The sequence below is a fragment of the Methylobacterium sp. J-001 genome, assembly GCF_022829565.1.
In the GTDB taxonomy this organism is placed as follows: domain Bacteria; phylum Pseudomonadota; class Alphaproteobacteria; order Rhizobiales; family Beijerinckiaceae; genus Methylobacterium.
In genome coordinates this window covers 1-24796 of record NZ_JAKSYN010000046.1, presented here as the reverse complement: position 1 = coordinate 24796, position 24796 = coordinate 1, and the positions used below count along the sequence as shown (strand labels likewise).

General features: G+C 68.0%; 33 protein-coding genes, 2 tRNA genes and 2 pseudogenes. 20 read left to right on the top strand and 17 right to left on the bottom strand.

Features of this window, described 5'->3' with window-relative positions; genetic code table 11:
• Positions 1 to 203, top strand: a pseudogene (locus tag MKK65_RS04900) (1-deoxy-D-xylulose-5-phosphate synthase); the annotation flags it as partial.
• 170 nt (positions 204 to 373) lie between these two features.
• Here MKK65_RS04900 and MKK65_RS04895 read toward each other — a convergent pair.
• Positions 374 to 1465, bottom strand: coding sequence for a tartrate dehydrogenase (locus MKK65_RS04895; protein WP_243948351.1), 1092 nt, complete (start codon positions 1463 to 1465; stop codon positions 374 to 376).
• A gap of 101 nt (positions 1466 to 1566) precedes the next feature.
• Positions 1567 to 3510 (bottom strand): chloride channel protein, encoded by a 1944-nt coding sequence (locus MKK65_RS04890; protein WP_243955919.1) that lies wholly within the window; start codon positions 3508 to 3510, stop codon positions 1567 to 1569.
• Between the two features lie 148 nt (positions 3511 to 3658).
• Here MKK65_RS04890 and MKK65_RS04885 point away from each other — a divergent pair.
• The 9 genes from MKK65_RS04885 (at position 3659) to MKK65_RS04845 (ending at position 8564) form a co-directional block, all read left to right on the top strand.
• Positions 3659 to 3735 (top strand) — tRNA-His (locus MKK65_RS04885).
• Positions 3736 to 3953: 218 nt separating this feature from the next.
• A complete protein-coding gene (locus tag MKK65_RS04880; protein ID WP_243955912.1) occupies positions 3954 to 5030 on the top strand; it encodes a tartrate dehydrogenase in 1077 nt (358 codons plus the stop codon).
• Between the two features lie 115 nt (positions 5031 to 5145).
• On the top strand, positions 5146 to 5715 hold the full coding sequence (gene hpt / locus MKK65_RS04875; RefSeq protein ID WP_058194979.1) for a hypoxanthine phosphoribosyltransferase: 570 nt from the start codon (positions 5146 to 5148) through the stop codon (positions 5713 to 5715).
• A 183-nt stretch (positions 5716 to 5898) separates the two neighbouring features.
• Positions 5899 to 6264 carry a response regulator gene (locus tag MKK65_RS04870; protein WP_007567202.1) on the top strand — a complete coding sequence of 122 codons (366 nt, stop codon included), beginning with the start codon at positions 5899 to 5901 and terminating at the stop codon, positions 6262 to 6264.
• Positions 6265 to 6400: 136 nt separating this feature from the next.
• Positions 6401 to 6694: a hypothetical protein gene (locus tag MKK65_RS04865; protein WP_243955910.1), complete on the top strand. Its 294-nt coding sequence runs from the start codon at positions 6401 to 6403 to the stop codon at positions 6692 to 6694.
• A 46-nt stretch (positions 6695 to 6740) separates the two neighbouring features.
• On the top strand, positions 6741 to 7121 hold the full coding sequence (locus MKK65_RS04860; RefSeq protein ID WP_243955908.1) for a hypothetical protein: 381 nt from the start codon (positions 6741 to 6743) through the stop codon (positions 7119 to 7121).
• Positions 7122 to 7203: 82 nt separating this feature from the next.
• Positions 7204 to 7278, top strand: a tRNA-Thr gene (locus MKK65_RS04855).
• A gap of 417 nt (positions 7279 to 7695) precedes the next feature.
• Positions 7696 to 7971 (top strand): NepR family anti-sigma factor, encoded by a 276-nt coding sequence (locus tag MKK65_RS04850; RefSeq protein WP_243955906.1) that lies wholly within the window; start codon positions 7696 to 7698, stop codon positions 7969 to 7971.
• Positions 7968 to 8564 (top strand): sigma-70 family RNA polymerase sigma factor, encoded by a 597-nt coding sequence (locus MKK65_RS04845; protein ID WP_243955904.1) that lies wholly within the window; start codon positions 7968 to 7970, stop codon positions 8562 to 8564. Before MKK65_RS04850 ends, MKK65_RS04845 begins: the two co-directional genes overlap by 4 nt.
• A gap of 6 nt (positions 8565 to 8570) precedes the next feature.
• On the opposite strand, the gene MKK65_RS04840 is transcribed toward MKK65_RS04845, so the two are convergent.
• Together MKK65_RS04840 and MKK65_RS04830 are read right to left on the bottom strand one after the other, a co-directional pair.
• The gene (locus tag MKK65_RS04840; RefSeq protein WP_243955902.1) at positions 8571 to 9101 is read right to left on the bottom strand and encodes an isochorismatase family protein; all 531 of its coding nucleotides are present in this window, start codon (positions 9099 to 9101) and stop codon (positions 8571 to 8573) included.
• A gap of 525 nt (positions 9102 to 9626) precedes the next feature.
• Positions 9627 to 9858, bottom strand: a pseudogene (locus MKK65_RS04830) (IS5/IS1182 family transposase); the annotation flags it as partial.
• A 374-nt stretch (positions 9859 to 10232) separates the two neighbouring features.
• Here MKK65_RS04830 and MKK65_RS04825 point away from each other — a divergent pair.
• The 4 genes from MKK65_RS04825 (at position 10233) to MKK65_RS04810 (ending at position 11955) form a co-directional block, all read left to right on the top strand.
• On the top strand, positions 10233 to 10493 hold the full coding sequence (locus MKK65_RS04825; RefSeq protein WP_243955897.1) for a hypothetical protein: 261 nt from the start codon (positions 10233 to 10235) through the stop codon (positions 10491 to 10493).
• 341 nt (positions 10494 to 10834) lie between these two features.
• Positions 10835 to 11146, top strand: coding sequence for a GCG_CRPN prefix-to-repeats domain-containing protein (locus MKK65_RS04820; RefSeq protein ID WP_243955895.1), 312 nt, complete (start codon positions 10835 to 10837; stop codon positions 11144 to 11146).
• Between the two features lie 86 nt (positions 11147 to 11232).
• Positions 11233 to 11424 (top strand): DUF3606 domain-containing protein, encoded by a 192-nt coding sequence (locus MKK65_RS04815; protein WP_243955893.1) that lies wholly within the window; start codon positions 11233 to 11235, stop codon positions 11422 to 11424.
• 207 nt (positions 11425 to 11631) lie between these two features.
• Entirely contained in the window at positions 11632 to 11955 is a 324-nt protein-coding gene (locus MKK65_RS04810) for a hypothetical protein (protein ID WP_058194989.1), read from the top strand.
• Between the two features lie 70 nt (positions 11956 to 12025).
• On the opposite strand, the gene MKK65_RS04805 is transcribed toward MKK65_RS04810, so the two are convergent.
• The 5 genes from MKK65_RS04805 to MKK65_RS04785 all read right to left on the bottom strand — a co-directional run bounded on the left by MKK65_RS04805 (position 12026) and on the right by MKK65_RS04785 (position 14071).
• Positions 12026 to 12277 (bottom strand): hypothetical protein, encoded by a 252-nt coding sequence (locus MKK65_RS04805; RefSeq protein ID WP_243955891.1) that lies wholly within the window; start codon positions 12275 to 12277, stop codon positions 12026 to 12028.
• Between the two features lie 30 nt (positions 12278 to 12307).
• Positions 12308 to 12469 (bottom strand): YqaE/Pmp3 family membrane protein, encoded by a 162-nt coding sequence (locus MKK65_RS04800; protein ID WP_152997660.1) that lies wholly within the window; start codon positions 12467 to 12469, stop codon positions 12308 to 12310.
• Positions 12470 to 13003: 534 nt separating this feature from the next.
• A complete protein-coding gene (locus tag MKK65_RS04795; protein ID WP_243955889.1) occupies positions 13004 to 13291 on the bottom strand; it encodes a hypothetical protein in 288 nt (95 codons plus the stop codon).
• 75 nt (positions 13292 to 13366) lie between these two features.
• On the bottom strand, positions 13367 to 13651 hold the full coding sequence (locus tag MKK65_RS04790; RefSeq protein WP_058194992.1) for a hypothetical protein: 285 nt from the start codon (positions 13649 to 13651) through the stop codon (positions 13367 to 13369).
• Between the two features lie 159 nt (positions 13652 to 13810).
• Positions 13811 to 14071: a hypothetical protein gene (locus tag MKK65_RS04785; RefSeq protein WP_243955887.1), complete on the bottom strand. Its 261-nt coding sequence runs from the start codon at positions 14069 to 14071 to the stop codon at positions 13811 to 13813.
• 524 nt (positions 14072 to 14595) lie between these two features.
• Here MKK65_RS04785 and MKK65_RS31115 point away from each other — a divergent pair.
• A complete protein-coding gene (locus MKK65_RS31115; RefSeq protein WP_279596519.1) occupies positions 14596 to 17046 on the top strand; it encodes an EAL domain-containing protein in 2451 nt (816 codons plus the stop codon).
• 349 nt (positions 17047 to 17395) lie between these two features.
• Entirely contained in the window at positions 17396 to 18355 is a 960-nt protein-coding gene (locus MKK65_RS04770; RefSeq protein ID WP_243955885.1) for a helix-turn-helix domain-containing protein, read from the top strand.
• A 33-nt stretch (positions 18356 to 18388) separates the two neighbouring features.
• On the opposite strand, the gene MKK65_RS04765 is transcribed toward MKK65_RS04770, so the two are convergent.
• Together MKK65_RS04765 and MKK65_RS04760 are read right to left on the bottom strand one after the other, a co-directional pair.
• Positions 18389 to 18649, bottom strand: coding sequence for a hypothetical protein (locus tag MKK65_RS04765; RefSeq protein ID WP_058194996.1), 261 nt, complete (start codon positions 18647 to 18649; stop codon positions 18389 to 18391).
• 309 nt (positions 18650 to 18958) lie between these two features.
• Positions 18959 to 19258 carry a hypothetical protein gene (locus MKK65_RS04760; protein ID WP_243955884.1) on the bottom strand — a complete coding sequence of 100 codons (300 nt, stop codon included), beginning with the start codon at positions 19256 to 19258 and terminating at the stop codon, positions 18959 to 18961.
• Positions 19259 to 19443: 185 nt separating this feature from the next.
• Between MKK65_RS04760 and MKK65_RS04755 the strand changes: the two genes are divergently transcribed.
• Positions 19444 to 19698, top strand: coding sequence for a hypothetical protein (locus MKK65_RS04755; protein WP_243955882.1), 255 nt, complete (start codon positions 19444 to 19446; stop codon positions 19696 to 19698).
• Between the two features lie 62 nt (positions 19699 to 19760).
• On the opposite strand, the gene MKK65_RS04750 is transcribed toward MKK65_RS04755, so the two are convergent.
• Positions 19761 to 20075 (bottom strand): hypothetical protein, encoded by a 315-nt coding sequence (locus MKK65_RS04750; protein ID WP_243955880.1) that lies wholly within the window; start codon positions 20073 to 20075, stop codon positions 19761 to 19763.
• A 220-nt stretch (positions 20076 to 20295) separates the two neighbouring features.
• Positions 20296 to 20580: a hypothetical protein gene (locus MKK65_RS04745; RefSeq protein WP_243955878.1), complete on the bottom strand. Its 285-nt coding sequence runs from the start codon at positions 20578 to 20580 to the stop codon at positions 20296 to 20298.
• 193 nt (positions 20581 to 20773) lie between these two features.
• On the opposite strand from MKK65_RS04745, the gene MKK65_RS04740 reads away from it, so the two are divergent.
• The 3 genes from MKK65_RS04740 to MKK65_RS04730 all read left to right on the top strand — a co-directional run bounded on the left by MKK65_RS04740 (position 20774) and on the right by MKK65_RS04730 (position 22386).
• Positions 20774 to 21613 (top strand): hypothetical protein, encoded by an 840-nt coding sequence (locus tag MKK65_RS04740; protein WP_243955876.1) that lies wholly within the window; start codon positions 20774 to 20776, stop codon positions 21611 to 21613.
• Positions 21610 to 21777 (top strand): hypothetical protein, encoded by a 168-nt coding sequence (locus tag MKK65_RS04735; protein WP_243955865.1) that lies wholly within the window; start codon positions 21610 to 21612, stop codon positions 21775 to 21777. The genes MKK65_RS04740 and MKK65_RS04735 overlap by 4 nt, the downstream gene beginning before the upstream one ends.
• A gap of 63 nt (positions 21778 to 21840) precedes the next feature.
• Positions 21841 to 22386 (top strand): hypothetical protein, encoded by a 546-nt coding sequence (locus MKK65_RS04730; protein WP_243955863.1) that lies wholly within the window; start codon positions 21841 to 21843, stop codon positions 22384 to 22386.
• Between the two features lie 114 nt (positions 22387 to 22500).
• Here the strand turns inward: MKK65_RS04730 and MKK65_RS04725 are convergent, their stop codons facing one another.
• The 4 genes from MKK65_RS04725 to groEL all read right to left on the bottom strand — a co-directional run.
• Positions 22501 to 22869, bottom strand: coding sequence for a hypothetical protein (locus MKK65_RS04725; RefSeq protein WP_058195000.1), 369 nt, complete (start codon positions 22867 to 22869; stop codon positions 22501 to 22503).
• A gap of 91 nt (positions 22870 to 22960) precedes the next feature.
• Positions 22961 to 23197, bottom strand: coding sequence for a DUF6522 family protein (locus MKK65_RS04720; protein ID WP_243955861.1), 237 nt, complete (start codon positions 23195 to 23197; stop codon positions 22961 to 22963).
• 106 nt (positions 23198 to 23303) lie between these two features.
• Entirely contained in the window at positions 23304 to 23648 is a 345-nt protein-coding gene (locus MKK65_RS04715) for a hypothetical protein (protein WP_243955859.1), read from the bottom strand.
• Positions 23649 to 23847: 199 nt separating this feature from the next.
• Positions 23848 to 24796 (bottom strand): chaperonin GroEL (gene groEL, locus MKK65_RS04710; protein ID WP_243955858.1); only part of this gene is annotated, 949 nt, incomplete at its 5' end.

Sequence of the window (24796 nt, the reverse complement as noted above, 5' to 3'; positions counted from 1 at the left end):
CGCTGGATGCGGGCCGGGTCCGGGTGCGGACGCTGACGCTGCCGGACACCTACCAGGACCACGACAGCCCGGAGAAGATGTACGCCGAGGCCGGGCTCGACGCCGCCACCATCGTCAAGACCGCGCTCGCGACGCTGCCGGCTTCCTCCGGTCAGGTCGAGCAGGCGAGCAACGTGGTGAGCGTCCGCCGCCGCCCGCGTTGATCTTTTTGAACGCGACGACCGTCCAACCCAAGTCCCTCAACCTGAGGCAGCGACGCGCAGCGTAGCCCTCGAAGGAGCCTGCCAGCTTTCTTGCGATCCCTGGCAGGCTCCTTCGAGGCCCGCTGGTGCGGGCTCCTCAGGATGAAGGGGTGGATGTGAGGTCGGGGAAGCTACCCCAACGCCTCCGCCACGGCCTTCCCGCAGGCCTGCGTGTCGGCATTGCCGCCGAGGTCGCGCGTGCGCAGCGTCCGCTCGGACAGCACCCGCTCGATCCCGCTGACGATCTCCCGGGCGGCTTCGTGCTCGCCGAGATGCTCCAGCATCATCGCGCCCGACCAGATCTGGCCGATCGGGTTGGCGATGCCCTGGCCGGCTATGTCGGGGGCGGAGCCGTGGACCGGCTCGAACACGGACGGATGCACCCGCTCCGGGTTGATGTTGCCGGACGGCGCAATGCCGATCGTGCCCGTGCAGGCGGGGCCCAGATCCGACAGGATGTCGCCGAACAGGTTGGAGGCGACCACCACGTCGAACCGGTCCGGGTTCAGCACGAAATGCGCGGTCAGGATGTCGATGTGGTACTGGTCCCACCGCACATCCGGATAGCCCTCGGCCACCGCCTTCACGCGCTCGTCCCAGTACGGCATCGTGATCGAGATGCCGTTCGACTTCGTGGCCGAGGTCAGGTGCTTCTTCGGCCGTGTCTGGGCGAGGTCGAAGGCGAATTTCAGGATCCGGTCGACCCCGTGGCGGGTCATGATCGTCTCCTGCAGGGCGAATTCGCGGTCGGTGCCGGCGAACATCCGGCCGCCGGCATTCGAGTACTCGCCCTCGGTGTTCTCCCGAACCACCCAGAAGTCGATATCGCCGGGCTTGCGGTCGGCCAGCGGGCACTTCACCCCGGGCATCAGGCGCACCGGGCGCAGGTTGGCGTATTGGTCGAATTCCCGCCGGAACAGGATCAGCGAGCCCCACAGGGAAATGTGGTCGGGCACGCGCTCGGGCATGCCGACGGCGCCGAAATAGATCGCGTCGTGCGTCTCGATCTGCGGCTTCCAGTCCTCCGGCATCATCCGGCCGTGCTGCTCGTAATAGTCGCAGCTCGCGAAATCGAACCAGTCGAGCTGGAGCGCGAAGCCGTGCCGCTTGGCCGCCTGCTCGAGCACGCGCACGCCCTCGGGCACCACCTCCTTGCCGATGCCGTCGCCCGGAATCACCGCGATGCGGTAGCGGCGCTGCGAGCTGCTGTCTTGACCGGCCATGGATCCTCTCGGGTGTCGCGTCGGGGGCCGCGTACCGGGCCTGGGTTGCACGGTGCCAGGGTGTTGCACGCGCTCCTGCGGTCAACACCCCATCCTGACAATCACGCAGATTCGCCTGCCATCATCCGGCGCTGGCGGTCCAATTCCTCGCTGTAGCGCTTAAGCGTGTGGCTCTCGGTAAGGAGCCCCAGGACCTGGCGGCTGTCGGCGCTCTGGACCACGGCGAGCGCCTCGCTCTCGCTGCGGTCGAAGGTGGCAGCCGCGTCCTTGGCGTTCATCTCGGGCGTCAGGAACAGGTCGGCGTGGTGCAGCAGGTCGGCCAGAACCGGCGCCGCGCCGGCCTCGGCGTCCCGGGCGGCGGCATGCGCCTCGGGGACGTTCACGATCCCGGCATAGCGGCCCTTCGCATCCACGGCGACGACCCGGGAAGGCGAGCCCAGAGGGTGGGCGCGCAAGAAGGTCGGCAGCGGGGTGTCCACCACGACGGTGGCGGGATCCCGACGCATCAGCCGGCCCACGGTCAGCGAGCGGATCCAGCCGACATCGTGGGGACTGCGGATACTTTCGCCGCGCAGATGAAAGCGCCAGGTGGCGAAGGAGTAGCCGAAGATCTTCCGCACGGTCAGCGAGGAGGCGATCACCGCTGCCAGCACCACCCCGGTGATCGGCAGGCTGCCGGTGACCTCCAGCGCCAGGAACGTCATGGTCAGCGGGCCGCCGATGATCGCCACAGCGAGCGCGCTCATGCCGATCACCGCGTAGGCCAGCGGCGTGAGGCCGAAGCCGGCCATCGCGGGCAGGAGCTCCGGCGCCACGACGGCGAACAGCTTGCCGGCGATCGCTCCGAGGAACAGCGAGGCGAAGAACAGGCCACCGCGGAATCCGGATCCGATCGAGATCGCCGTGGCCGTCGCCTTGGCGGCGAACAGCCCGGCCAGGACCGCGACGCCGTGGTCCTGGCCCTCGGCGGCGAAGTGCATGTGTAGGGCGCCGTGGCCGCCCGAGAGTACCTGCGGCGTCGCGATCAGCGCCAGTGCACCGACGCACAGCCCTCCCAAGGCGGGCCCGGCCGCCCGCGGCAGGCCGGAGGCCTGAACCAGCCGCTCGACCAGGGTGACGCCGCGCATGATCAGGATGCCGAGCAGGGCGCAGAGCAGCCCGAGGGCAAGGCTCAGCAGGATCTCCAGGCTGGTGATGTGCGAGGTCGTGACCGCCTGCATGTCGCCGAGGTCGGCCAGCGGCTGCGTGTGGATCAGCGCGCGAGAGACCAGGTTGCCGCAGAGCGCCGCGACGACCACCGGCGCCAGGGTGGCGATCGTGTAGGTGCCGATGATCAGCTCGAAGGCGTAGAACGCCCCGGCGAGCGGCGCCCCGAACCCCGCCGCGATGGCGCCGGCCGCCCCGCACCCGACCAGGGTCCGCAGGTCGCCCCGGCGCACCTCGAAGGCGATCCCGAGCCGGGAGGCGAGGCCAGACGCGAGCTGCGTATAGCCGGCTTCCAGCCCCACGGAAGCGCCGGAGCCGTTCGAGATGACGTTCTGGAGGGCGAGGTAGAGGCTGTCCCGCAGGGACATCCGGCCGCCATGGAGCGCGTTGGCCTCGATCGGGTCGATGGCCGGGCGCTTGCGCGGGCCGCGGACATAGTTCGCCGAGATGATCAGCAACCCGAGCAGCACGCCGCCGAAACAGGGGCCGATCAGCAGGAGCGGCGGCGCCACGGCGTCCGCGGCGCTGAGCCGCGTCCCCGCCGGGAGGTGATAGAGCGCCTCGCGCAGGGCCTGCGTCACCCAGGTCATGGCCGAGACTGCCAGCCCCGCGAGACACCCCACCAGGGTCGCCAGAAGGACGAGACCGCCCTCGCTGCGCCGGACGAGGCTGCGCAGCCGCCCGGGCGCCAGGAGGATCCGGGAGCGGGTCCAGCGCCCGCGGGGGCGATGGCCCGGCCGGGCAGGTTTCCGGGCCGGCCTGTTCTCCGCCCGCGTCTCGGAGGCCCGGGCCGCATCCGGGGTCCCGGTCGCGGCCAGCGCCGGCTCTCGCGCGCTCACACTCGCCCCTACCCCCGATTCGCCCTGGCCGAGCTACGGTTTCGTCGTCCCCTTATGGAGCGAATCCGCCCTGCGTCCACCGACCCTGCATCAAGCTGCACGGATCGCCTTGAAAACTGCCGCGGCCCACGATACACCGCCCGCCAGTGCCGCCGTAGCTCAGTTGGTTAGAGCACCAGATTGTGGATCTGGGGGTCCCCCGTTCGAGCCGGGGCGGTGGTACCATCCATTCGGAACGACTGCGCAAGGGGTTGGCGGATCGCCGACCCCTTTTGCGTTTCCGGATCTCGCGCGCGGCGCAGGCGTGCCCCGCCCGCGGAACCGCGGGCCCAGGATCGGCGCCGACTTGCCGGGGTCGGCATAGCACCGGCCCTATGCCATCCTGCCGCGAGGCCGGCGCTCCTCGACGGGCGGCGGGCGAACGAGACCATCGAGGACGCGCCATGAAGCAGTACCGCATCGCCGCCATCCCGGGGGACGGGATCGGCCAGGAGGTCATCGCCGCCGGCATCGAAGTGCTCGACGCCCTCGCCGAGCGCGACAGGAGCTTCCGCTTCGCCTTCGACCATTTCGACTGGGGCTCGGACTACTACAAGACCCACGGCGTGATGATGCCGGCGGATGGTCGCGAGAAAATCAAGGATCACGACGCGATCTTCTTCGGGGCGGTCGGCGCCCCGGACGTTCCCGACCACATCACCCTGTGGGGCCTGCGGCTGGCAATCTGCCAGCCCTTCGACCAGTACGCCAATGTCCGGCCGACCCGGATCCTGCCCGGCATCACCAGCCCCCTGCGCCACGTCACCGGGCCTGAGCTCGACTGGGTGATCGTGCGCGAGAATTCCGAGGGGGAATATGCCGGCGTCGGCGGCCGGGTGCATCAGGGCCATGCCAACGAGGTCGCCACCGACGTGTCGATGATGACCCGCTCCGGGGTCGAGCGCATCATCCGCTACGCGTTCGCGCTGGCCCGCTCGCGGCCGCGCAAGCGGCTCACCGTGGTGACCAAGTCGAACGCGCAGCGCCACGCCATGGTAATGTGGGACGAGATCGCGGCCGAGGTGGCGCAGGATTTCTCCGACGTGACCTGGGACAAGATGCTGGTCGACGCCATGACCATGCGGATGGTGGGCAAGCCTGAGACCCTCGACACGATCGTGGCGACCAACCTGCACGCCGACATCCTGTCGGACCTCGCAGCGGCGCTGGCCGGGTCGCTGGGCATCGCGCCCACCGCCAACATCAACCCGGAGCGCCGGTTTCCCTCGATGTTCGAGCCGATCCACGGCTCGGCTTTCGACATCGCCGGCAAGGGTATCGCCAATCCGGTCGGCACCTTCTGGACCGCCTGCCAGATGCTGGAGCATCTGGGCGAGACGCACGCTGCCGACCGGCTGATGCGCGCGGTCGAGCGCGTCACCGCCGATCCCACCCTGCACACCCCCGATCTCGGCGGTACGGCCACCACCCGCGCGGTCACGGATGCGGTGATCGCGGCGATCCGGGGCGACAACGGCTGACGCGCCGCCCCGGGCGGCCCGATCCGGAGTTCCCCCGGCGGGCCCGGGAGGGTAAGACCGACCTCCGATCGCCGCGGCGAGCCCGCACAAGAAAGAAACTCCCGGGACCCGTCAGATGAGCATCCCCGACCGGCGCGTCCGCCCCCTGTTCGACGAGGCGGCAATCGCCAAGCGCAACACCGAGCTAGCCCAGGAGATCCTGTCGGCGAACCCGGAGAACCTCCTGGTCGTCGCGGTGCTCAAGGGCAGCTTCATGTTCGCCGCCGACCTGCTGCGGGCGCTGCACCGGGTCGGGCTGTCGCCGCAGGTGGAGTTCGTACATCTGTCGAGCTACCGCACCGGCACCGTCTCCACCGGCCAAGTCGAGATCCTGCGCGACGTGCAGAGCGAGGTGCGCGGGCGGGACGTGCTCCTGGTGGACGACATCCTGGAATCCGGCCGCACCGTGGTGTTCGCCAAGGATCTTCTCATGGCCCGGGGCGCCAAGCGGGTGCTGACCGCGGTGCTGCTCGAGAAGCCGGGCAAGCGCGCCGTGACGATCGACGCCGATTTCGTCGGCTTCACCTGCCCGGACGTGTTCGTGGTTGGCTACGGGATGGATGCGGCCCACGCCTTCCGCCAATTGCCCTTCGTGGGCGTGGTCGATTTCGACAGTGGCGATCCGGACCTCTTCGACGAGGCCTGACGCGCCCGCGATCCAGCGCGGCATTTTCGCCGCGCCACCCCGCGATGCGATTGTTTTCCCGTCTCGCGCCTTGACAGAGCAACGGTTCCGTTCGTGATCTGTTATCCATAAGCAGGCCTGAAGTCTCATCTTGTGAGACACCCTCGGAATCAGGCCCGGGATCAGGAACGTTTACGGAACCCCATGGCGCGCATCCTCCTCGTGGATGACGAAGAGACCGTCCGCGGCTTCCTCAAGCGGGGGCTGGAGATCGACGGCCATGCCGTCGTGACCGCCAATGACGGCAGCGACGGGCTCGACCGGCTCAACGAGGCCGATGGCGGGTTTGACCTGATGCTGACCGACATCCGCATGCCGCTCATGGACGGCATCGCCCTGGCGCTGGCCGCCAAGCGCGATTTCCCGGACCTGACCATCCTGCTGATGACCGGCTTCGCCGACCAGCGGGAGCGCGCCCGCGGGCTCGATGCGATCGTCACCGACGTGCTGACCAAGCCGTTCTCGCTGGCGGACCTGCGCGCCACCGTGAGGCGGGCGCTCGCCGCCTGAGGCGGGTCCCTCCGGTTCATCGACGGCGCACGAATGATGATTTCATCCGCCTTTAAACATCCGCTTTAGCCACCGCTTCACGAAAGCGTGGCAGTTTCATCCGGCGAATTCCAAACAGGCCGGACACGATACCGCGATGGACCGTCGAGACAGGGACGCCGCCGACGCGGATTGGGACGACGACTGGGACAAGCCGCGGCGCCCCCGCAGGAGCCTGTTTGGGCAGCTCTTCGGCCTCGTAAAGCTCGCGGTCTTCGCGCTGCCCGTGGCGATGTTTCTCTACGGCAGCTTCGCGGATTGCGGCACGCGCCCCGCCGCCGCGGGCTGGCTCGGGCTCGTCGGCGCGGGGGCCTGCGCGCGCAGCGAGATGATCGGCAACGTCCTCTCGATGCAGGACAACTTCGCCCTCTTGAAGCGGCTGATCGATTGAGGCCACAGGGCGAAGAGCCCGCCGCCCCCACCCTTGCGAGCCTCCCATGTCCAGCCGTCCCCTCACCCCATCGCCCTCCGGTAGCGTCCCCGACGCGGTCGAAGAGGCCCAATTCCATGCGCGCATGGCGCGGCTCGGCACCGAGCCGGTGAGCCAGCGCGACCGCCGGCGGGGCCCGCAGACCTTCGGCCGGGGCGGTTTTCGCCTGGGTTGGAAGGGCTGGCTTGTCATCGATGCCCTGGTCGTGCTGCTGGTCGTGGCCGCGGTGGTCGCTTGGCCACCAATCCAGGCCTGCCGGCACCAGGACAAGACGACCGGCTTCTACGCCGGCGACGCGGTCGACAAGTGCATCCGCCGGGGCATTGCCGAGCGCATGGACCGGGCCGACCAGCGCCTGAAGGCCCTGGTGCGCGGCTCGGGGCGCTAGCCGATTCCACACGGTAGATTCCGGATCCTAGCCCGGGCCCGCTTGAGCGGCAGCACCGCGACTGGTAGCACGTGTGTCGCGGGCCGGTGTAGCACAGCGGTAGTGCAGCGGTTTTGTAAACCGAAGGTCGGGAGTTCGATCCTCTCCACCGGCACCACACCTCCTGTCCCTTTGGGTTTTCACTTGGGGCCGGGCGCGTAGTACTTTTCCGGACAGTCCGTTGGGTTCCGCTCCGACCGAGCGTGAGCCGGCTGGGTCCTGGGCCGCGCGGGTCGGAATGTGCCGCCCATGCTCAGCGTCCATTCAGCCGCCCCGGGCGAGGTTGATTTACGGCCAAGCTCGGATAAGTATTTCTGAATTGTAACTGGCGTCTTTGTCAATAATTTACGGCAAAGCTCGCAAATTACGACATTAAGATTTGATGAATACGAAGTTCAGAACCGATTAAATCCGTTGCGCCTACCAGCGCCACCGGAAGGCGATGTAGCACGTCTCCGTCGCAACCGATCGCGAGATCGTAGCGGCGGATCGCAGACCCCGTCGGGGCCGCATCGCCGCTGGTCGGGACGTGATCATGACCCAGGGTAAGGACGAGCGGGCGGTGACGCGCCGCGCCGGAGATGCGGACGGAGGCGGGTTGATGCCCGCGAACGATACCGCCCCCCTGCCTGACGGTGCAGCCGCAGGCTCCGCGCCTGGGCGCCGGGCAATCAGCGACGCGGATCGCGCCCGGATCGGCCGCGGCCTGCGCCTGCATTACGCCGATGTTCTGGCCCTGCCGATCCCGGAGCGGCTCCGGACGCTGATCGACGACCTCGCCGCATGCTCCGACACGGAGGCCCCGCGATGACCATGACCCTGCAAGCCGCTCCCGCCGGCAACCATTCCGGCTCGCCGACGCACGGGGTCGATGCCGAGATGCGCGATCTCCTGCTCGGGTCGATTCCAGCCCTGCGGGCCTTCGCGTTCTCGCTCACCTACGATCTCGACCGCTCCGACGACCTCGTGCAGGACACGCTGGTGCGCGCCTGGCTCAATGCGGGCAGCTTCCGCCGGGGGACCAACCTCACGGCCTGGCTGTTCACGATCCTACGCAACCTGTTCTACTCGGAGCAGCGCAAGCGGAAGCGCGAGGTGGAAGACGCCGACGGCGTGATGGCCGGCAAGCTGACCTCCTTGCCCGAGCAGGAGGTGCGGATGGAGATGGCGCAGTTTCAGACCGCCCTGAACCGGCTGCCCCATGCCCAACGCGAGGCGCTGGTTCTGGTGGGGGCCCAGAGCTTCACCTACGAGGAGGCGGCCGCGATCTGCGGCGTTGCGGTGGGGACGATCAAGAGCCGAGTCAGCCGCGCGCGGATGCGCCTGATCGAGGTGCTGGGCCTGGAGGGGCCGGACGACATCGGCGCCGACGCCCGCACCCGCGCGGCGCTGGGCGGCGGCTGACCCCACTCACTTGATTAACTTGACGGCCTCGCGGAAGCACGGGTGCCGGGCGGTGCCGAGCCACTCGAACACCACCATCTCAGTTGTGACGATCTCGGCCCCGTGGGCGGCCATCCGGGCGAGGCCGGCATCGCGATTCTCGGTTCGGCGCGAACCCACGGCATCGGCGACCACGTAGGCGCGCTGCCCGACCTCCCGGAGCCCAAGCACTGTCTGCAGCACGCAGATATGCGCTTCACAGCCGGCGACCACGAGGTCGCGGCCCCCGAGCCGGTCGAGGAAGCCCGGTGCCTGGACGGCACCGAAGCTCATCTTGGCGAAGGCCGCCCCGGGCTCCGGGGCAAGCTCCGGCACGGTCGGGCCGAGGCCGCCGGCATTCTGCTCGGTGAACAGGGCCGGCACGTCGAGGAGCCTCGCTGCCGCCACGAGGCGGTTCGTGTTGGCAATCACCCCCGCGCCGTCGGCGATGGCCGGCATGAGCCGGACTTGAATGTCGATGACCAGGAGGAGCGCCCGGGCGGGATCGATCAGGGGCATCGGTCTCTCAAATCCGGCGGGCTTGCCCCGTAAGGGGGACGGCCCATCCTCATCCCTTTGGTATCCGATGGAACCGGCCACACCGGCATGCTAGGGACGCGTACCGAGCACGCCGCCGCGCCCCGCTTGGGCGTCCCCCGCGTCCCCGGTGGAACGATCCGCAGGAGAACGTCTGACGCATCATCCCGGGCGTCGAACCGGGGCGCTGCTCCAGCCTCGTGGTTTGAAATCATCCCGACAGCTGGAGACCACCTTCGGGCTGACGCGCGCGCTGTTCCCGACCGCGTTACGATCGGTCCCGGCTCCATGCCTCTATTCCAACGCGCGTCGCCGAACCGGTATCCGCTTCGGCGGAGACCGTTACAGGGTGGGGCGAGGATTGCAGGCTTGGGGCTTCCGATCAGGACGATGATCTGACCAAAGGCCGCTTTTTTGGTGAGCCTTCGTGTCACGCCGGTCTGACCGGGATGTCCTGACGGATGAGCAATGGGAGCGCCTGGCGCCGCTGACGCCCTGCGGCTGCAGCCAACGGGACAGCGGGCTGCAGGCGATCGCCTCCATCAACATCCGCCCGGAGCCCGCCGAGAAGAACGCCTGCAGCAGCATCTCGGGCGGTATCGAGGGCCGGCCCAGGCCCGAGTGCCGCGCCTGAAAACGCGCGGTTAGCCCGGCCAGCGCCTCAATAAGCCAGAAGCCGGATCGGCCGCCGCGGGTGGTCGGTCGGCCCGCGCGCCTCGAGACGCGCGGAGCTGAACAGGTTGGCCGGCTGCGCTCACCCAACCTGCTCCGGAGGCCAAGCTAACCCATCGAGCGGCGACTGAGCTGACCGGTCTGTCGGACCAGTCCGATCGGAGGACCGATGCCTCCCCGCGCGTACAGCGCCAGGGCCTGCACCGCGTGGACTTGCCAATCCGGGGGGCATGCCCCTCCCAATCCCGGTCGGCCGGCTCAATCGGGCCGGTCCGCTCCGATCGATCTTGCGCGGCGCCGCGCAAATGCCCTGGCGTTTAATCCGTCGCGCGGCGTGCGACGCGGCACGTCACGGCGGCGCGCGAAGCCCCATCTAGGTCTCGCACAAGAAAAACAGAGCCGAAAAACGGATCTGTAGTTTGTAGGAGCTAAGTTTTACCCATGAAGACCCGTATCGCTGCCGTCGTCACTTCGCTTGTCCTTGGCGTCGCCCCGATCTCGTCCGCCATGGCATCAAACGGTGCGCGCTGGACCGGCCTTACCCCCTATGAGGTCGAGACCACTGGGGCACTGGGGCTCGGCGTCCATGACACCCCCATCTACGATCGCTGCCCGATGAGTTCGGCGGCGGAAGGCAATGCGGACCAGCAGACCCGCCCCATGAAGCAGTACGGCCAGACCACCGGCGGCTACCGTTGCTGATCTGCGCAGCAGGCATCCCCGCATGGCGCTGAAAGTCTTTTCCTACGCGATGATCGCGGTCTTCGTTGGCGGCCTCATGATGACCCTTCTCGGGTCCGCCAGTATGTTACTGGGCTTGTAGCGTCGGGGCTTGGGCTCTCGACGGATCCGATCGGATCGACCGGCGGCGGGGTGCGAGCCCCGCCGCTTTTATGGCATGGCGAAACCACACCGCGACCTGATCTCGCGCCATTCACCATCAGGTTGATGAACGACCCAACCAGAACGGGTTCAGGGCACCGGCTCCATTCTCCTAGCATCCGGTCCGGACAAGCGGGCCGACGGTTTCAGGAGGTCGTGTCATGGTGCGCTTCAAGACCCTCGGGATGGCCGCATCGCTTGCGGCAGGGCTCGCCACCGCCACGGCGGCGCAGGCGGCGCCGTTCGGCTACGGCCCGCCCAGCGGGTCCGGGCTGATCGAACGCGTCGCTGGCGGCTGCGGCCCGGGCTTCCATCCGAATCCGTGGGGCCATTGCCGCCCCAACGATCGTGGGTGGGGCTATGGCGGCCCCCGTGGCCCCTATGGAGGTCGCCCCGGTTACGGTTATGGTGGCGGCTACGAGCGCGGCCCCGGCGGCTACGACGGCCCGCGCCGATTCTACAATGGGTGGTAACGCCCACGCACGGTCGTGATCGACCGGTCACGACAGCCGCGACTGAACCGTCAGGGCTCCCGGCGGTTCTCCCGCCGGAGGCTTCCATGTCAGATTTGTCCCAAGAGCCGAAGCGCGTGAATGTCGAGGATGCCAGTTCGGCAGCGTACTGGGCGCGCCGCCTTCAGGTGCCGGTCGAGGATGTGACAGCGGCCGTGCGTGCGGTCGGAGACGAACCGGCAGCGGTCGCGGCGCATCTCGATCGCCCCTGGCCTTACGACGGCAGCGGGATCGTATAGCTTCAGGCCTGCCCGCGCGCTTAACGCGCGAACAGGACCACCGCCCTTTCTGGCATCACCACAACCAAAGGGCGAATTACTGCGGAATTATCATATCTAGAATAGAATTATCAGTCGAATGGTCAGGCTGATACGCAGTATTTGCAGCTGTGTGCGCTGCAGTAATTGCGACATGCTCCACACGGGCTCCGTGCAGAGCATGCTTTGATGATTGATGAATTTTCGGACGATCTGGCGAACGACCCCGAGCCGGGATCCGATCAGGCTCAGGAGGCCAATGGCGTCGCCTTTCTGCTCGCCAGCGCGGCCTACCTGGCCCTGGCGGACGCCTACCTGCGCCGGGAAGGTCCGAACGGCCTGACCGTGATGGACGAGATCGAGGGGCGGATCGAGGAGGCCCTTCAGAGCTTCGTGACGGAAACCTCTTACGACGAGGCGCGGCCCGACATCCTGGCGCACGCGACGGCTAAGATCCGCGCGTTGCTCGACGCGGGACGCTCGATGTCGCCGGGACCCGGCTCGCTCCAGTGAAGCAGCACGCGCGCCGGGAAGGAGCGAACGGTGAACGTCCCACCTCCCGGCCCCTGTTCCACCCTCGGCGCTACTGACGCGGGCCGGGCGGCTGAGGCGACGCCCCCGGCTGGCGCGGCGCCTGCGGGCTTGGATCCTGCGTCGCAGGCTGGAGCTGCTGCGGCGCGGGATTGGACCCCGTTTGGTCGGTCTGCAGAGTCTGGTTCGCCTTGGTCTGGATCTGATCGGCGGTCTGCTGGCTGATGACGCCGTAGGAAACCGCGGCCGCGAGGGCGACGGCGATGACCGCCCCGATGATCGTCTTGGTGAGCTTCGGGGGCATCAGGACCTCCTCTCCGTCTCAGGTCGCCGGTCAGGCCGCTTCTTTGCGGGTGACGGCCAGGGCCCAGATCGTCGCCGGGATCCAGCCGATGATCGTCAGGTGGAGCAGGATGCACAGAAGGCCCTGAAGAACCTTCCCGCGCAGGAACATGGCAAGCCATGGCGCGAGGAAGCAGATGATGATCATGATCATGGGTTGAACGACTCCTTGCGGCTGACATAGGGAGCCGGGCCCGTTCAGGTAGACCTTTGCCGTGTAAGTCTCGAAGCGGCCGGCTGCTCGTCCGGGATCTCCGGTGGGGTGCATGAAGACCGACGGGGGTATCCGTCCGGGAGGGCGGGTCGGCAGCTACCATGCATGCACGAGGTGCCCCCCGGCCAGCACGATGACGGCCAGGGTCACGAGCGAGATGGCAACCTTCCTGACCGCCCCCGCCGCGCGTGAGGGCCGGCGCCGTCCGTCCGGCGTCCTGAGGACCCTGACCTTTGGATCCGCGAGATGCTGCGTCAGGCTCTCGGGCAGCGCACGCCGCGACGAACCAGATTTCGACCGACTCTTACGCATTCTGGTCCCTGATCACGAACGCTGAGCCGTCAGCGGCGCCGCCACGACGCGCCAGCGCCAGCACCATTCAGACAGGTGGGCGCCGACTCTCGGAAAACGAGGATCCCTCATCAAAGCGTCTGCGGATCGTCCTGGATCCGCCCCCTTCATGAGAGGTCAGCTTTACCCGATGGTCACCGCGCCATCGATCGGACTTACCGCGAGGACGCGCGGCCCCCGAACCTCGGGATCACGCTGCTCCCACGCGGACAGCGTGGCATTGGCCGCCTCGACGATCGCCCCCGGAGCGCCGCTGCCGATCTGGGGGCGGATCGCCTCGACGAGCCGCGCCAGGATCGTCTGCTCCTCCATCGGGCGGTTCGGCATCGTCGCCTGCCGGCAGAACCCTGCGTAGACGTTCTCGGCGATCACACGGGCGGCACGATCGGCGTCGGGTGTCTCGTGTGCCATCCTGGATCCCCTGAGAGCCCATCGCCGTAGGGCGCTTCATCTACCTAGCGCGGGGAGCGCCCGAAACAGCGGGCTCTACTCGTCATCCGTATCCGCCGGCGAACCGGGCGGCAGGGGGCCGTCATCGATGACGCCGGGATCGCCGTAGTTGAAGGGCGGCCCGTCGAAGCCGACGACGCCGTCGGGATTGTCCGGCGTCACGTTCGGATCGACCGGCCGGCTACCGTCGCGGCCGAGGCGCTTGTCGATCCGGTCCATCCGCTTGAGATCACGCTGAACGGGGACGTCCCGCGGATCCTGGGCCAGCGCCTCCGGCGAGACCGAGAGCGCCATCAAGGCGCCGAACGTCAGTAGCCGCATGTTGCCTAGACCTTCGCCGTCAGGTGCCCGGTGGCGCGCGCCGCGGATCGTCGCCGGCCTCCGATTTCCGAACCCACAGTGACGGTGATTGCTTGGCTGATCAACGTGAAGTGGCAGATGGATCGAGAATCCATACGGGATGCGGTGAAGACCGGCCCATCAATCGATCGAGCAGCCTTCGGCCCGCTCCCGTCGGCGGCGCTCCGCGTTCTGCTGTGCCTGCTCCTGCCAGCTTTCCTCAGGCGGCGTGATTTCGACCTTGCCGAAGGCAGTCCCCAGGACTGCCGGCCCCTGTGTTTCGGTCGGCAGCGAACCCGTGGTCTGCGGATCTTCGCAGCCCAGGTCGAGCCGATCGCCCCCAGCCAGCGCCGGGGTCGCACACACGATCAGCATCGCAACGATCGCCAGGAATCTGTTCATGCGTGCGGTCACAGCATGCCGTCAAAGCGTCCGTTGACAGCGGGCGGAGCGTCGGATCGCGGACACCGGCAAGGCGTAGGGCCAAACGCTTAACGAAAAAGAGCCCGCCGCAGCTGGTGCCGAGCGGGCTCGAAGGGGTCGTCTTGGGAGGAAGGCCCTCGTACCGCAGGCATGTAAGCAACGGCATTAGCCATTGGGCATGGCTGGAGCGCGCCAAAAGCATGTAACCGCCCCGCTTGTACACGTCAGCGCAGCTATCGGGTCAATTCGCCTTCCTCCGGAGCAATGCGGCCGAAAGCGATGGCCACGATGACCGCGTTGATGAGCACTATAGCCGTCTGGACGACGGCTTGCCGGCGCGCAGCCCGCGCATCCTGCTGGCGGAAAGTAACCACTCGCCGGAAAGCCAAAGGGATTGCCCCTCGAAAATCAGCACCTGAGGCGAAATCACAATCGAATATGCAACTTCTGATTAGTATCGGCGCGCTATCTTTCTCCCGTGTTGCCGCACGGCGAGGCTTCCGATGTACCGCGCTCTGGCCTGCCTGACCGACGAGCACACCCCCTGGGTGGTCCCCCTGGCCGCCTGTGTCTGCTGGATCTCGTGCTACGTCGCCCTGCTGCTCGAACAGCGCGTTCGGAAGGGGGGCGCCTCGGCCCCCGCCTGGCTGCTGGCCGCCGCCTTCTCGGCCGGTGCGGGCATCTGGAGCACCCACTTCATCGGCATGCTCGGCTACGATCCCGGCGTGGTCGTCGGCTACGAAATGGCCACGACGCTGCTGTCACTCATCGTGGCCATCACAGCCGCTCTTGTCGCCTTCACGCTCCTGAGCGCGGCGCGCGGGGACGCGCCGTGGGTCGGGGCGGTGGCCGGCCTGATCCTCGGCGGCGGCATCGCCTGCATGCACTTCCTCGGCATCGCGGGCGTGGTCCTGCCCGGACGGTTCAACTGGGACCTGCCGCTGGCACTGGTCGCCACGACGATCGGCTGCGGCCTCTCCGGCGCCGCCCTGGTGATCCATGCCCGCGGCGGCGAGGCACGGACACGAATAGCCGCAACCACAATCCTGACGGCAGCCATCGCCGGCCTGCACTTCCTGGCCATGGCGGCGGCGCGCGTTGTCCCGGATCCGGCGCTGGAAACCCCGGATCTCGGCCTCGCCCGCGGCGCGGTGGCGGGTGGCATCGCCGTGATGATGGCGGTGATCCTGGCCTTCGCGGCGCTCGCCCTGATGCTGGACCATCTGCGCACGATCAACGCCGCCCTCGCCCGCCAGGGCTTCGCCCTGGGCGAGAAGACGTTGCTGCTCGACATGACCCTGGACAGCATGGACCAGGGGCTGATCATGGTGGACGGTCGTGGCCTGGTTCAGGTCTGCAACGAGCGCGCCCTGGTGCTCCTCGACCTGCCGCGGGCGATGATGCTGGCGGCTCCGAGCTACAAGGATGTCCTGCGCCATCAGCTGCGCCACCGCGAGCGCAACCGGACCGACCGGTCGTACCGGGACTGGATCGAGCGCGGCGGGTTGGAACAGGCCCATGTCCACGAGCGCGTGCGTCCGAACGGCATCGTGCTCGAGATCCGGACCGTGCCCCTTCAGGATGGTGGCTTCGTGCGGACGTTTACCGACATCACCCAGCGCAAGGCCGCGGAGGCCGAGGTGGCGCGCCTCGCCCGGCACGACATCCTCACCGGCCTGCCGAACCGCGGCCTGTTCCGTGAGTACCTCGATGCGCGGCTCGCCGATATCGCCGTCCGGGGCGGCACCGGGGCTGTCCTCTATCTCGATCTCGACGGATTCAAGGGCGTGAACGACACGCTCGGTCACCAGGCGGGCGACGATCTGCTGCGCAGCGTAGCGGACCGGTTGCGATCGGCGGTGGGCGACGGCGTCGTGGCGCGCTTAGGGGGCGACGAGTTCGCCGTCCTGCTCACCGGCGACCGCGCGGAGGCAATCGACATCGCCGAGCGCCTCATCGGCCTGTTCGAAACGCCGCTTTGGGTCGGCGAGCAGCGGATCGCCGTCGGCCTGAGCGTCGGCATCGCCCTGGCGCCGGAGCACGGGACGAGTGCGGAATGCCTGTACCGGCGAGCCGACCTCGCCCTCTACCGGGCCAAGGCCGAGGGCCGGGGCACCTACCGGGTGTTCGCGTCCGACATGGACGAGGAGGCGGAGGAGCGCCGGGTCCTGGAGAGCGACCTGCGCCAGGCCCTGGCGGACGATGCCCTGAGCCTGCACTACCAGCCGCAGGTCGACGGCGCATCGGGCATGCTGGTGGGGTTCGAGGCCCTGGTGCGCTGGACGCATCCCGTACGCGGCCAGATCCCGCCCAGCGTGTTCGTGCCCCTGGCCGAGGAGACCGGTCTGATCATTGCGCTCGGCGACTGGGTGCTCCGTGAGGCCTGTCGCGAGGCCGCGACCTGGGCACCGTCCCTGAAGGTGGCGGTCAACCTGTCGCCGCGGCAGTTCCAGAAGCCGGACCTGCCCGAGACCGTGCTCGCCGTGCTGGCGCAGACCGGCCTGTCGCCGAACCGGCTGGAGCTGGAGGTGACGGAGAGTGTCATCATCAACGACATGGCACGGGCGATCAGCATCCTCCGGCGCCTCAAGGGGTTCGGCGTCCGGATCAGCATGGACGATTTCGGCACCGGCTACGCGTCGCTGGCGACCCTGCAGGCCTTCCCGTTCGACAAGATGAAGATCGACCGCTCGTTCGTGGCCCAGCTCGGCGTCGACCCGCAGGCCGCCGTGATCGTGCGTGCGGTGCTGAGCCTGGGCCGGAGCCTGCGGATGGGCGTCGTCGCCGAGGGGGTCGAGACCGCCGCCCAGCGGCGGTTCCTGGCGGATGAAGCCTGCGGGGAGATGCAGGGCTACCTGTTCGGCAAGCCCCAGCCGATCAGCGACTATGCGGAGATGCTTTGTTTTCCGCATCACCCCGAACAGATCGCCTGCATCGCCCGGGCGAGGGCCTGACCCGGGCGTCGTGTTCGCCTGGGAGGCGATGGAAGAAACCGTGGGCGGGACGTGCCGTTCGGCGGATTGTAACAGGAAGGCGACGCCCCACGCTGGGTGGCTTCGTCGCGGGTAGGCCACACGCCGCGCATAAGCCGCGTGGTCGCGGTTCAAGGTTCCGTGTCCGATCCAGACCGGTCGCCGATCCGCGATCGGCAACGAAACCTCAGCGATACAAAATAGCGACGCCCGCGCGATGCGTGCGCGAAAAGACAATCATAGATTACAACGACCCGATATTTGAAATCTTGGATTGCATGCGATAGCGAGGCTCACGCCGTTACGCATCGCGAGTACTTACGTACATTTAATGCAGATCGTGTTTTCGACTAAGGGGCTCGATGCCCGGCACAGCTTCATGCGTTGGCGTGAAGCGCTCGAGGTGCAGAAAGCGAACGTCGACCTGCAGCACCTCGACGATGCGCCGTTCGAGGCCAAGGTTGAGAACAGCACCATCGGCCCGCTCCCGGTGACGCGCATGTCGCAGAGTGCCCTGCGCACCGAGGTCAGGAAGTTCGGAGCCTGGCGTCAGGGCCGCGAAGGCATGGCTACGGCAGCCTTCAAGCTCGCGGGCACCTCGAACAGCTTTCAGGACGGTCGCGACGCCGTGTTGAGCACCGGCGACCTCTACATCCTCGACAAGCGGCCAATGGTGCTGACGACGAGCGCAGGAGCTCAAGTCCTGTTCGTGGAGCTGCCACGCGAACGGCTGGAGAGCGTACTCGGGTCGACCCGGCACTACACGGCCCTCAGGATAGGGGCGGAGCTGGGCTCCACGTCCCTGGCGCGAACGTTCTTCGAGGAACTGGTCCGCCTAGGCGATCGGCTTGCCCCTGAGGCGGCCGACCGCATGGCCTCGGTCGGCGTCGACCTGATCGTAGCCAGCATCGCCGAGCGCCTGGCCAAGGACGTCCCGCAACCGCTGCACGGCACCGTCGTGGTCCAGCGCGCCAAAACGTTCGTCGAGGCCAACCTCGGCGATCCGACGCTCGGCCCGTCCCAACTCGCCGCCGCAGTCGGCGTGTCGCTGCGGCGGCTCCAGGAGCTGTTCAGCGAGCACGGCCAGCACATCTCGGACTGGATCTGGCAGCGTCGGCTCGAGGCCGCAGCCAAGCGCCTGATCGATCCGGGCGTCCGGCACCTGCCGATCGGCACTCTGGCCTATGGCTGCGGTTTCGCCAGCCAGGCCCATTTCGCCCGCCGCTTCAAGGCACAGTACGGCAAGACCCCGAGCGAATACCGGACCGAGTCTCTCCTCAAGGCGTCATAGGCGATCGATCCCGGGCGATCCGCTCCGGCCAGCTTAGCCGTGGGGCAAGCGCCGCCGCGCCGGGTATCGCGCCTCCGCGCGTGTCCGCGTTGCCCGCGCGCGCTCGACATCGGCAATGCCGACCGGCCGGGGCGAGGCCTCTTGGGTGAATGGCATCCGGCTGCGGATATCGCCGTAATAGTCCGAGCCGCTCATGCCGAAGCCGCCGCCCATGACCGGACCGTCCAGGAGCGGCTCTCCGGCGCAGGCGGCCGTGGCACAGCAAACGAGGAGGGTGGCGAAGGTCAGACGCATGCAGGAATCCGGGCAGCGGAGATTCGGCCGTTTTAAGACCACGACAATGACGAAGGCGTGAGCGCCGGGTGGACCGGCCGCTCGGCCCCACCCCGATCTGGTCACGGGGTGGGGGAGCGTCCGATCTCACCAGCGGTCGAGCCGATACGCAACGCGGCTCGTGAATGCAGGATGACGCGCCCCGGTTAGCAGGCCGTGCGGGTACCGCAGGATCGATCGTCCCGAGCCGGGACCGCTCACGCACGAAGAAGCCCGCCGCGGCCTGGGGCCGGGCGGGCTGAAGATCGTCAGGATCCGGATCGAACGCGGTCAGAAGCCGCCGCGACGGCCATAGCCATAGCCGTGCGGCCGGCTATAAACGTAACCACGCCCGTACCCGCGGCCATAGCCGTAGCCGCGCCCCCGGAAGCGCGGGCCGCCATAGCCATGGCGGCGACCGCCGAAGCCGGGTCCGAAGCGGGGTCCACCGTAGCCGTACTGGACATGCTCCAAAGTCGGCGCAGGTTCGGCGACGGCGCCGAGGCCGATCTGGGCCGCGGCGGCCGGGAGTGGCGCGAGAAACAGGCTGGCGGCGAACAGGCCACCCGTCAGCGTCGGGACTTTGAACACGGATTCTCTCCTCGCCGGGGTTGCTGAGGCGCGCCCCCGGCTTGGGGAAACCCGATGGCCACTCAGACCGTTCCTGACGGAGTGACCTTCAACGGCCTCCCGCGGATGTGCCCAGCTCCCGCGCGACGCCCGCGCCCCGGCGGCGATCCCTCCGGGCGGCGCGTTCCACAGGGTGGGGAGTGGTCATGATGAGCGCGCTGGTGAAATGGCTCGTCCTCGCGCTTGCGGTCTTGGGCAGCACGCCCGCAGTCGCTCACCGTGTTCGCACCGACAGATTACAGCGCCGCGGAGTGACGGTAGCACCGCAATTCGGCGTTCCACGACCGCCGACCACGACGCTGCGCCCCCCGGACGACGGCATCATTCACTGGAATACGCCGAACAAGGACGGCAATCTCGGCGGTCCCGGGACGGGTGGCGGTGGCGGGGGTGGCGGCTAGATCCCGTCAACGGACGGGGGGGCCGGGAACTTGGAGGCTACTGCGTGCTCGGCACCGACCGATCAGCCGCCGCCATTGTCGCCGCCACCGCCGCCGCCCGTCTGGGGAACGCCGCGCTCGGGCTGGCCGGCATTTCCGCCCGCTGCCGTATCGGTCGTTATGGTCGCCGCACCCGTGCCCGTCGGAGCGATGACGGCCGTGCTGCCCGGGCCGCTGTTCTCGCCGCCGCCGGGGATGACGACGGTCCCCTCCGGTGTGCCGGGCGCGATCTGCCGGGGCGGTCCAGGCTGCGTAATCGGGGCGGGACCGGTCTTCGTTTGAGCAAGGGACGGGGTTGCAGCCGTCAGGGCAAGAACAGCAAGGATGGCATGACGCATCCTGGTCTCCTCGGCATGTCGGCCTCGTGCGCGCGTTGCACAGGGCCTCCGGGCCAAAACGTACGATGGGAGCCAGGGTTTCCGGTTGATCGGCTTCGGGCGTCAGCGGCTGCACCATCTCCATCCTGCGCTCCAAGATCGGGAGCCGATGCAGGTGCAGCCACGAAAAAGCCCGCCGCGGCCGGAGCCGGGCGGGCCGATCGATCTGCATCCAAACAGACTATTTTCCGCTGGGCGCGGCGTAGCTGCCGGTCGTCCCATTGCCGCTGCTGCTGCCCGCCGGCGCGCCGCGGGTGGTGTTCCGAACGAAGCTGGCACCGGGATACATCCGCTGCGTCCGCTGCATCGACGGCCGGCGCGTGAGGTGGTGGCGCATCCGAACCGGGGTGAACATGTCGGACGGCGATGACGCGCCGGCCCCAGGGCCGGCGGGAACGGCCGCGGCCGGAAGGCACAGGATGGCAAGGCCGACGCCGGAGAGCGCCGCAAGACTGGGGATGCGCATGAGGTTCTTTCTGCCTCGACCCGAAGATCGCCTTGGCTCATGGAGAAGCCCGCGAGCCTGCCTCTGGTTCACAATCCAGGCCCCCCGATCGCGCACGATGTCGCTGCCGGCCAGCGGTGCGTGGCTTCAACCGACAAGGGAGCCTCCACAATGTCCTTTTGTTATAGTTCCGGTGTGGCAGACCAGTGCGGCGATGATCGTCCGGCGTTCGCATACGACTGTCATCGCCCTCTGCGTGATCGCCGGGGCTGCCGCCGTCGCCGCGCTCATCCATCTTCTGCTCGGACTGCTCTCGCTCGACATCGCGGTCGCGAAGACCAGTGAGGAGGACCGGCAGGCGGCCCAGGCCTTGACCCAGCTTTTCGAGACCCAGCACCCCCGGGTGCGCATCCGGACGATCTACGAACCGGATCGTCTCGGGACGGCGGCAGCCCTCGACACGAGTGAGACCCAGCTGACCCTGGTTCGCAGCGATGCCGCTCCAAAGGACGGGCAGACCCTGGTGATCCTGCGCCGCGACGCAATCGTCTTCGTTGCACATGGAGGCAGCACCGTCGACAGCGTGGCCAAGCTCAAGGGCAGCACCGTCGAGCTCCTCGACGGGCGGAAGCTCGATCCCCGCCTGCTCGATCCGATCCTGACCCATTTCGGCGCCCCCCCGGCGAGCGTGCACCGGAAGGTCCCGACCATTGATCAGCTCACCGAAGCCGGCAGATCGGTTCGGTGTTTGTCGTGGTTTCCGTCGGCAGCGCCGTATGGCTGCCGCTGTTCACGGCCCTGCGTAAGGGATTGGCGGCGGCGAACCGGGCGGAGGCGCACGGGCGGACGGAGAGCGTCGAGATGCGCCGCGTCGCCCTGCTCATCACCCATATCCGCGAGACCGTGCAGCGCCGCCGAACCTCTGGTCCTTCATCTTCGGCAGGACACGCTTCTGCACCGCATGCGAAACGGCCCCCGTTCTCGGCCAATGGCTGACCTCATCGTGGCTATGCGCCTGGCATGCTCATGCTTGGCGGACACGGGCGCGGCATGAACGCCGACCTGTGTCGGGCCGACGCAGCCATCGTGAAGCTCACAAACCCAGTACTTCAACAATGCGACGTTGCGCAGGCACTTGAGGTCATCCCAAAAGCCTATGGTGCGCAAACAGGATTGTTGATCTCTGCGCTCGACAACACGCGGTTCGTTCCCGTATGATGTTCAAACGTTGCCTGCGCATTTTGAGCCGTTAGGCACGTTGTTTTCAGGAATTCCGCACACATGAAGCGCCGGAGCGCGCGGCCGTTCACGGTCGAAGTCAAGCATACCCGCACCTCTCGCGTCGCACTGGTCGACGCACCGACGCGATCCCGCCAAATCCACGATCTCTGGTGGGACATTCCCGCGGTTACCGCCGACAAGCCGGCCGAGGCGCTGTTCGCGCCCGCCGTCCAGGCCGAGCCGACGCAGCCCGAGGCACCCCCGGCCCGGCGAGTGCTGCCGAGCCTCATGCCGATGTTCGCCAGCGAGCCCGAATCGGCGGAGGCAGACGAGGCCCCGTCGATCGAGCGCCTTCCGCGGGTGCGCCGCGCCAAGCCAGCGACGGCAACCAAGCGCACACCGAAGCCGGTCGCCGAGGTGGCACGGCCGGCTGTCGTCGCAACACCGGCAGCGACACGCCAGGCGACGAGCACACCCGCTCCGGTGACGGCCGCGCCGGCTCAACCGACAGCGATGCCAGTGCGTCCGATCCGCCTCTCCCGGCAAGCCGACACCCTGAAGGCCGGCGAGCGCTGGAAGCGCCGATTGCCGCGCCATCTTTGGTAGGCCGAGCGCCATCTCACCATGACACTGAACACCGCCGGAGACCGTGATCTCCGGCGGTGTTCCGATTGGCGTTGGGAGTCTCGAGGCGAGGCAGTGTCTCCGCCCCTCGGCGCCTCAGATTCCGACGCTCGCCGCCCCGGCTTCCGCGGCTTGGCTGACCGTCGCGCCGTTCCGCAGCGCCATCGCGATCGCGGTCGAAGCCGTGTCGACGGCGCCCGCGCGGTCCTCGCCGTAATCGTACATGCTGTTGGTCTGCGAGCCCAACCGAGCGTGGAAATTGTCCGGAAAGTTCTTGTTCATCCGCTGCTTCAGCAGAGTGGTCGCGGCGTGGTAATCGCCCTCGAACCCGGCCGATTGGTAAGCTTGACCGGCATCGTAAGTACCGCCCTCCTTTTCGGAGGCTGCTTTGCGGTTCTTGTGGTCGATCGTCTGCGAGAACAGGACGCCGATAACCTTGGCTATAAGCCATCTGAAGGCGTTCATGTCAGTCCTCTAGGGCAGCGGGCGCGGGAACTCTTCAGAGCTGTACCACGCATTGCCCGAATGCAGCGGCTTTCTTGACGCAGATCCGGGCTCACCACTGCTCTTCCGCGATGAGCGCACCGCTCCCGTCGAAGGTTCCCCGCCAGCCCTTGCCGTGCAGGCGTACCGTCACGCAGGTCTGACCGGTTCCGGAGCCGGACTTGATCCGGGCCTCGACCTGCCCGAGGCGCTCATGACGCTTGAGCGCAGCCATGCTGACGCCCAAACGCGAAGCGAGCTCACGGGGATCGACGATCCAATCGCCCTTGTGACCGAGATCGAGCCGCACGGAGAGCCCCTCCATTCACTCGGCTTTGCATACGGGCGTGGGACCGACGCTAGGACCGTCAGCCCCGATGGGAAGCCGGACCGGCTTGGGCACAGCGAGGCCTGCGTCAGCGCTCGGCGGGGCGCCGGTGGCGGGCCGCTTTGTGGTGCGTGCGTCCCGGGCGCCGCCGAGCCCGGACCCGGGGCGGCGAGGCGACGGGTGGTTGGGCCATGGGCACGCCGTCATGCTCCGCGATGACCGCGCGGGCCCGCTCGACGCTCATGTCACAGGCGCTGGTCATGCCCTGAAGGGCGCCAAGGGCGCGATTATATTCGGGAAGGTTGGTGCATCCGGGGACGCCCCACGCCCAGGCCGTGGCTGGGGCCATGACGATGGCCATCAGAGCCAGCGCAGCGGCGGTCCCTGTGCGAATCGCTATCCTGTTCACATCCGGATCAACGCCTGCGCCCATGAAAACCTCCCGACCAGCTCCAGGGGGCAACCCGCATCGGCCCGCTCGGTGCGGTCACGATGAAGTTACGGCTGCGTCGAAGGCTTTGAACGCCCGGCCCGGATCGGCGCATCGCCGCGCCGGGCCGCCGTCCCGAGGATGACGGTCCGGCGCAGCCTTGGCGCTGCGTCGGACCGTCATGTCTTCGTCGGAGGTGGCTTTAGAAGTCCATACCGCCCATGCCGCCCATACCGCCGCCGCCCGGCATGGCCGGGGCTTCCTTGCGCGGCAGCTCGGAGATCATCGCCTCGGTGGTCACCAGCAGACCGGCCACGGAGGCCGCGCCCTGCAGTGCCGCCCGGACAACCTTGGACGGGTCGACGATGCCGGCCTGGAGCATGTCGACATACTCCTCGGTCTGGGCGTTGAAGCCGTAGGTCTCCGAGGCGTTGGCCAGGATGTTGCCGACCACGATCGAGCCTTCGACGCCCGAGTTGGACGCGATCTGACGGATCGGCGCCTCAAGGGCCTTCAGCACGATCTTGATGCCGGCCTGGACGTCGGGGTTTTCGTTCGAGAGACCCTGCACGGCCTTCTTGGCGCGCAGCAGCGCGGTGCCGCCGCCCGGGACGATGCCTTCCTCGACCGCCGCGCGGGTGGCATGGAGGGCGTCGTCGACGCGGTCCTTCTTCTCCTTGACCTCGACCTCGGTCGAGCCGCCGACGCGGATCACCGCGACGCCGCCCGCGAGCTTGGCCAGACGCTCCTGCAGCTTCTCGCGGTCGTAGTCCGAGGTGGTCTCCTCGATCTGCGCCTTGATCTGCGAGATCCGGCCCTCGATGTCCGACTTCTCGCCGATGCCGTCGATGATCGTGGTGGTCTCCTTCTCGATCCGCACGCGCTTGGCGCGGCCGAGCATGTCGAGCGTCACGTTCTCGAGCTTGATCCCGAGATCCTCGGCGATCATCTGGCCCTTCGTAAGGATCGCGATGTCCTCGAGCATCGCCTTGCGGCGGTCGCCGAAGCCCGGCGCCTTCACGGCCGCGACCTTCAGGCCGCCGCGGAGCTTGTTCACCACGAGGGTGGCCAGGGCCTCGCCCTCGATGTCCTCGGCGATGATCAGCAGCGGCTTGCCGGTCTGGACCACGGCCTCGAGCACCGGCAGCATC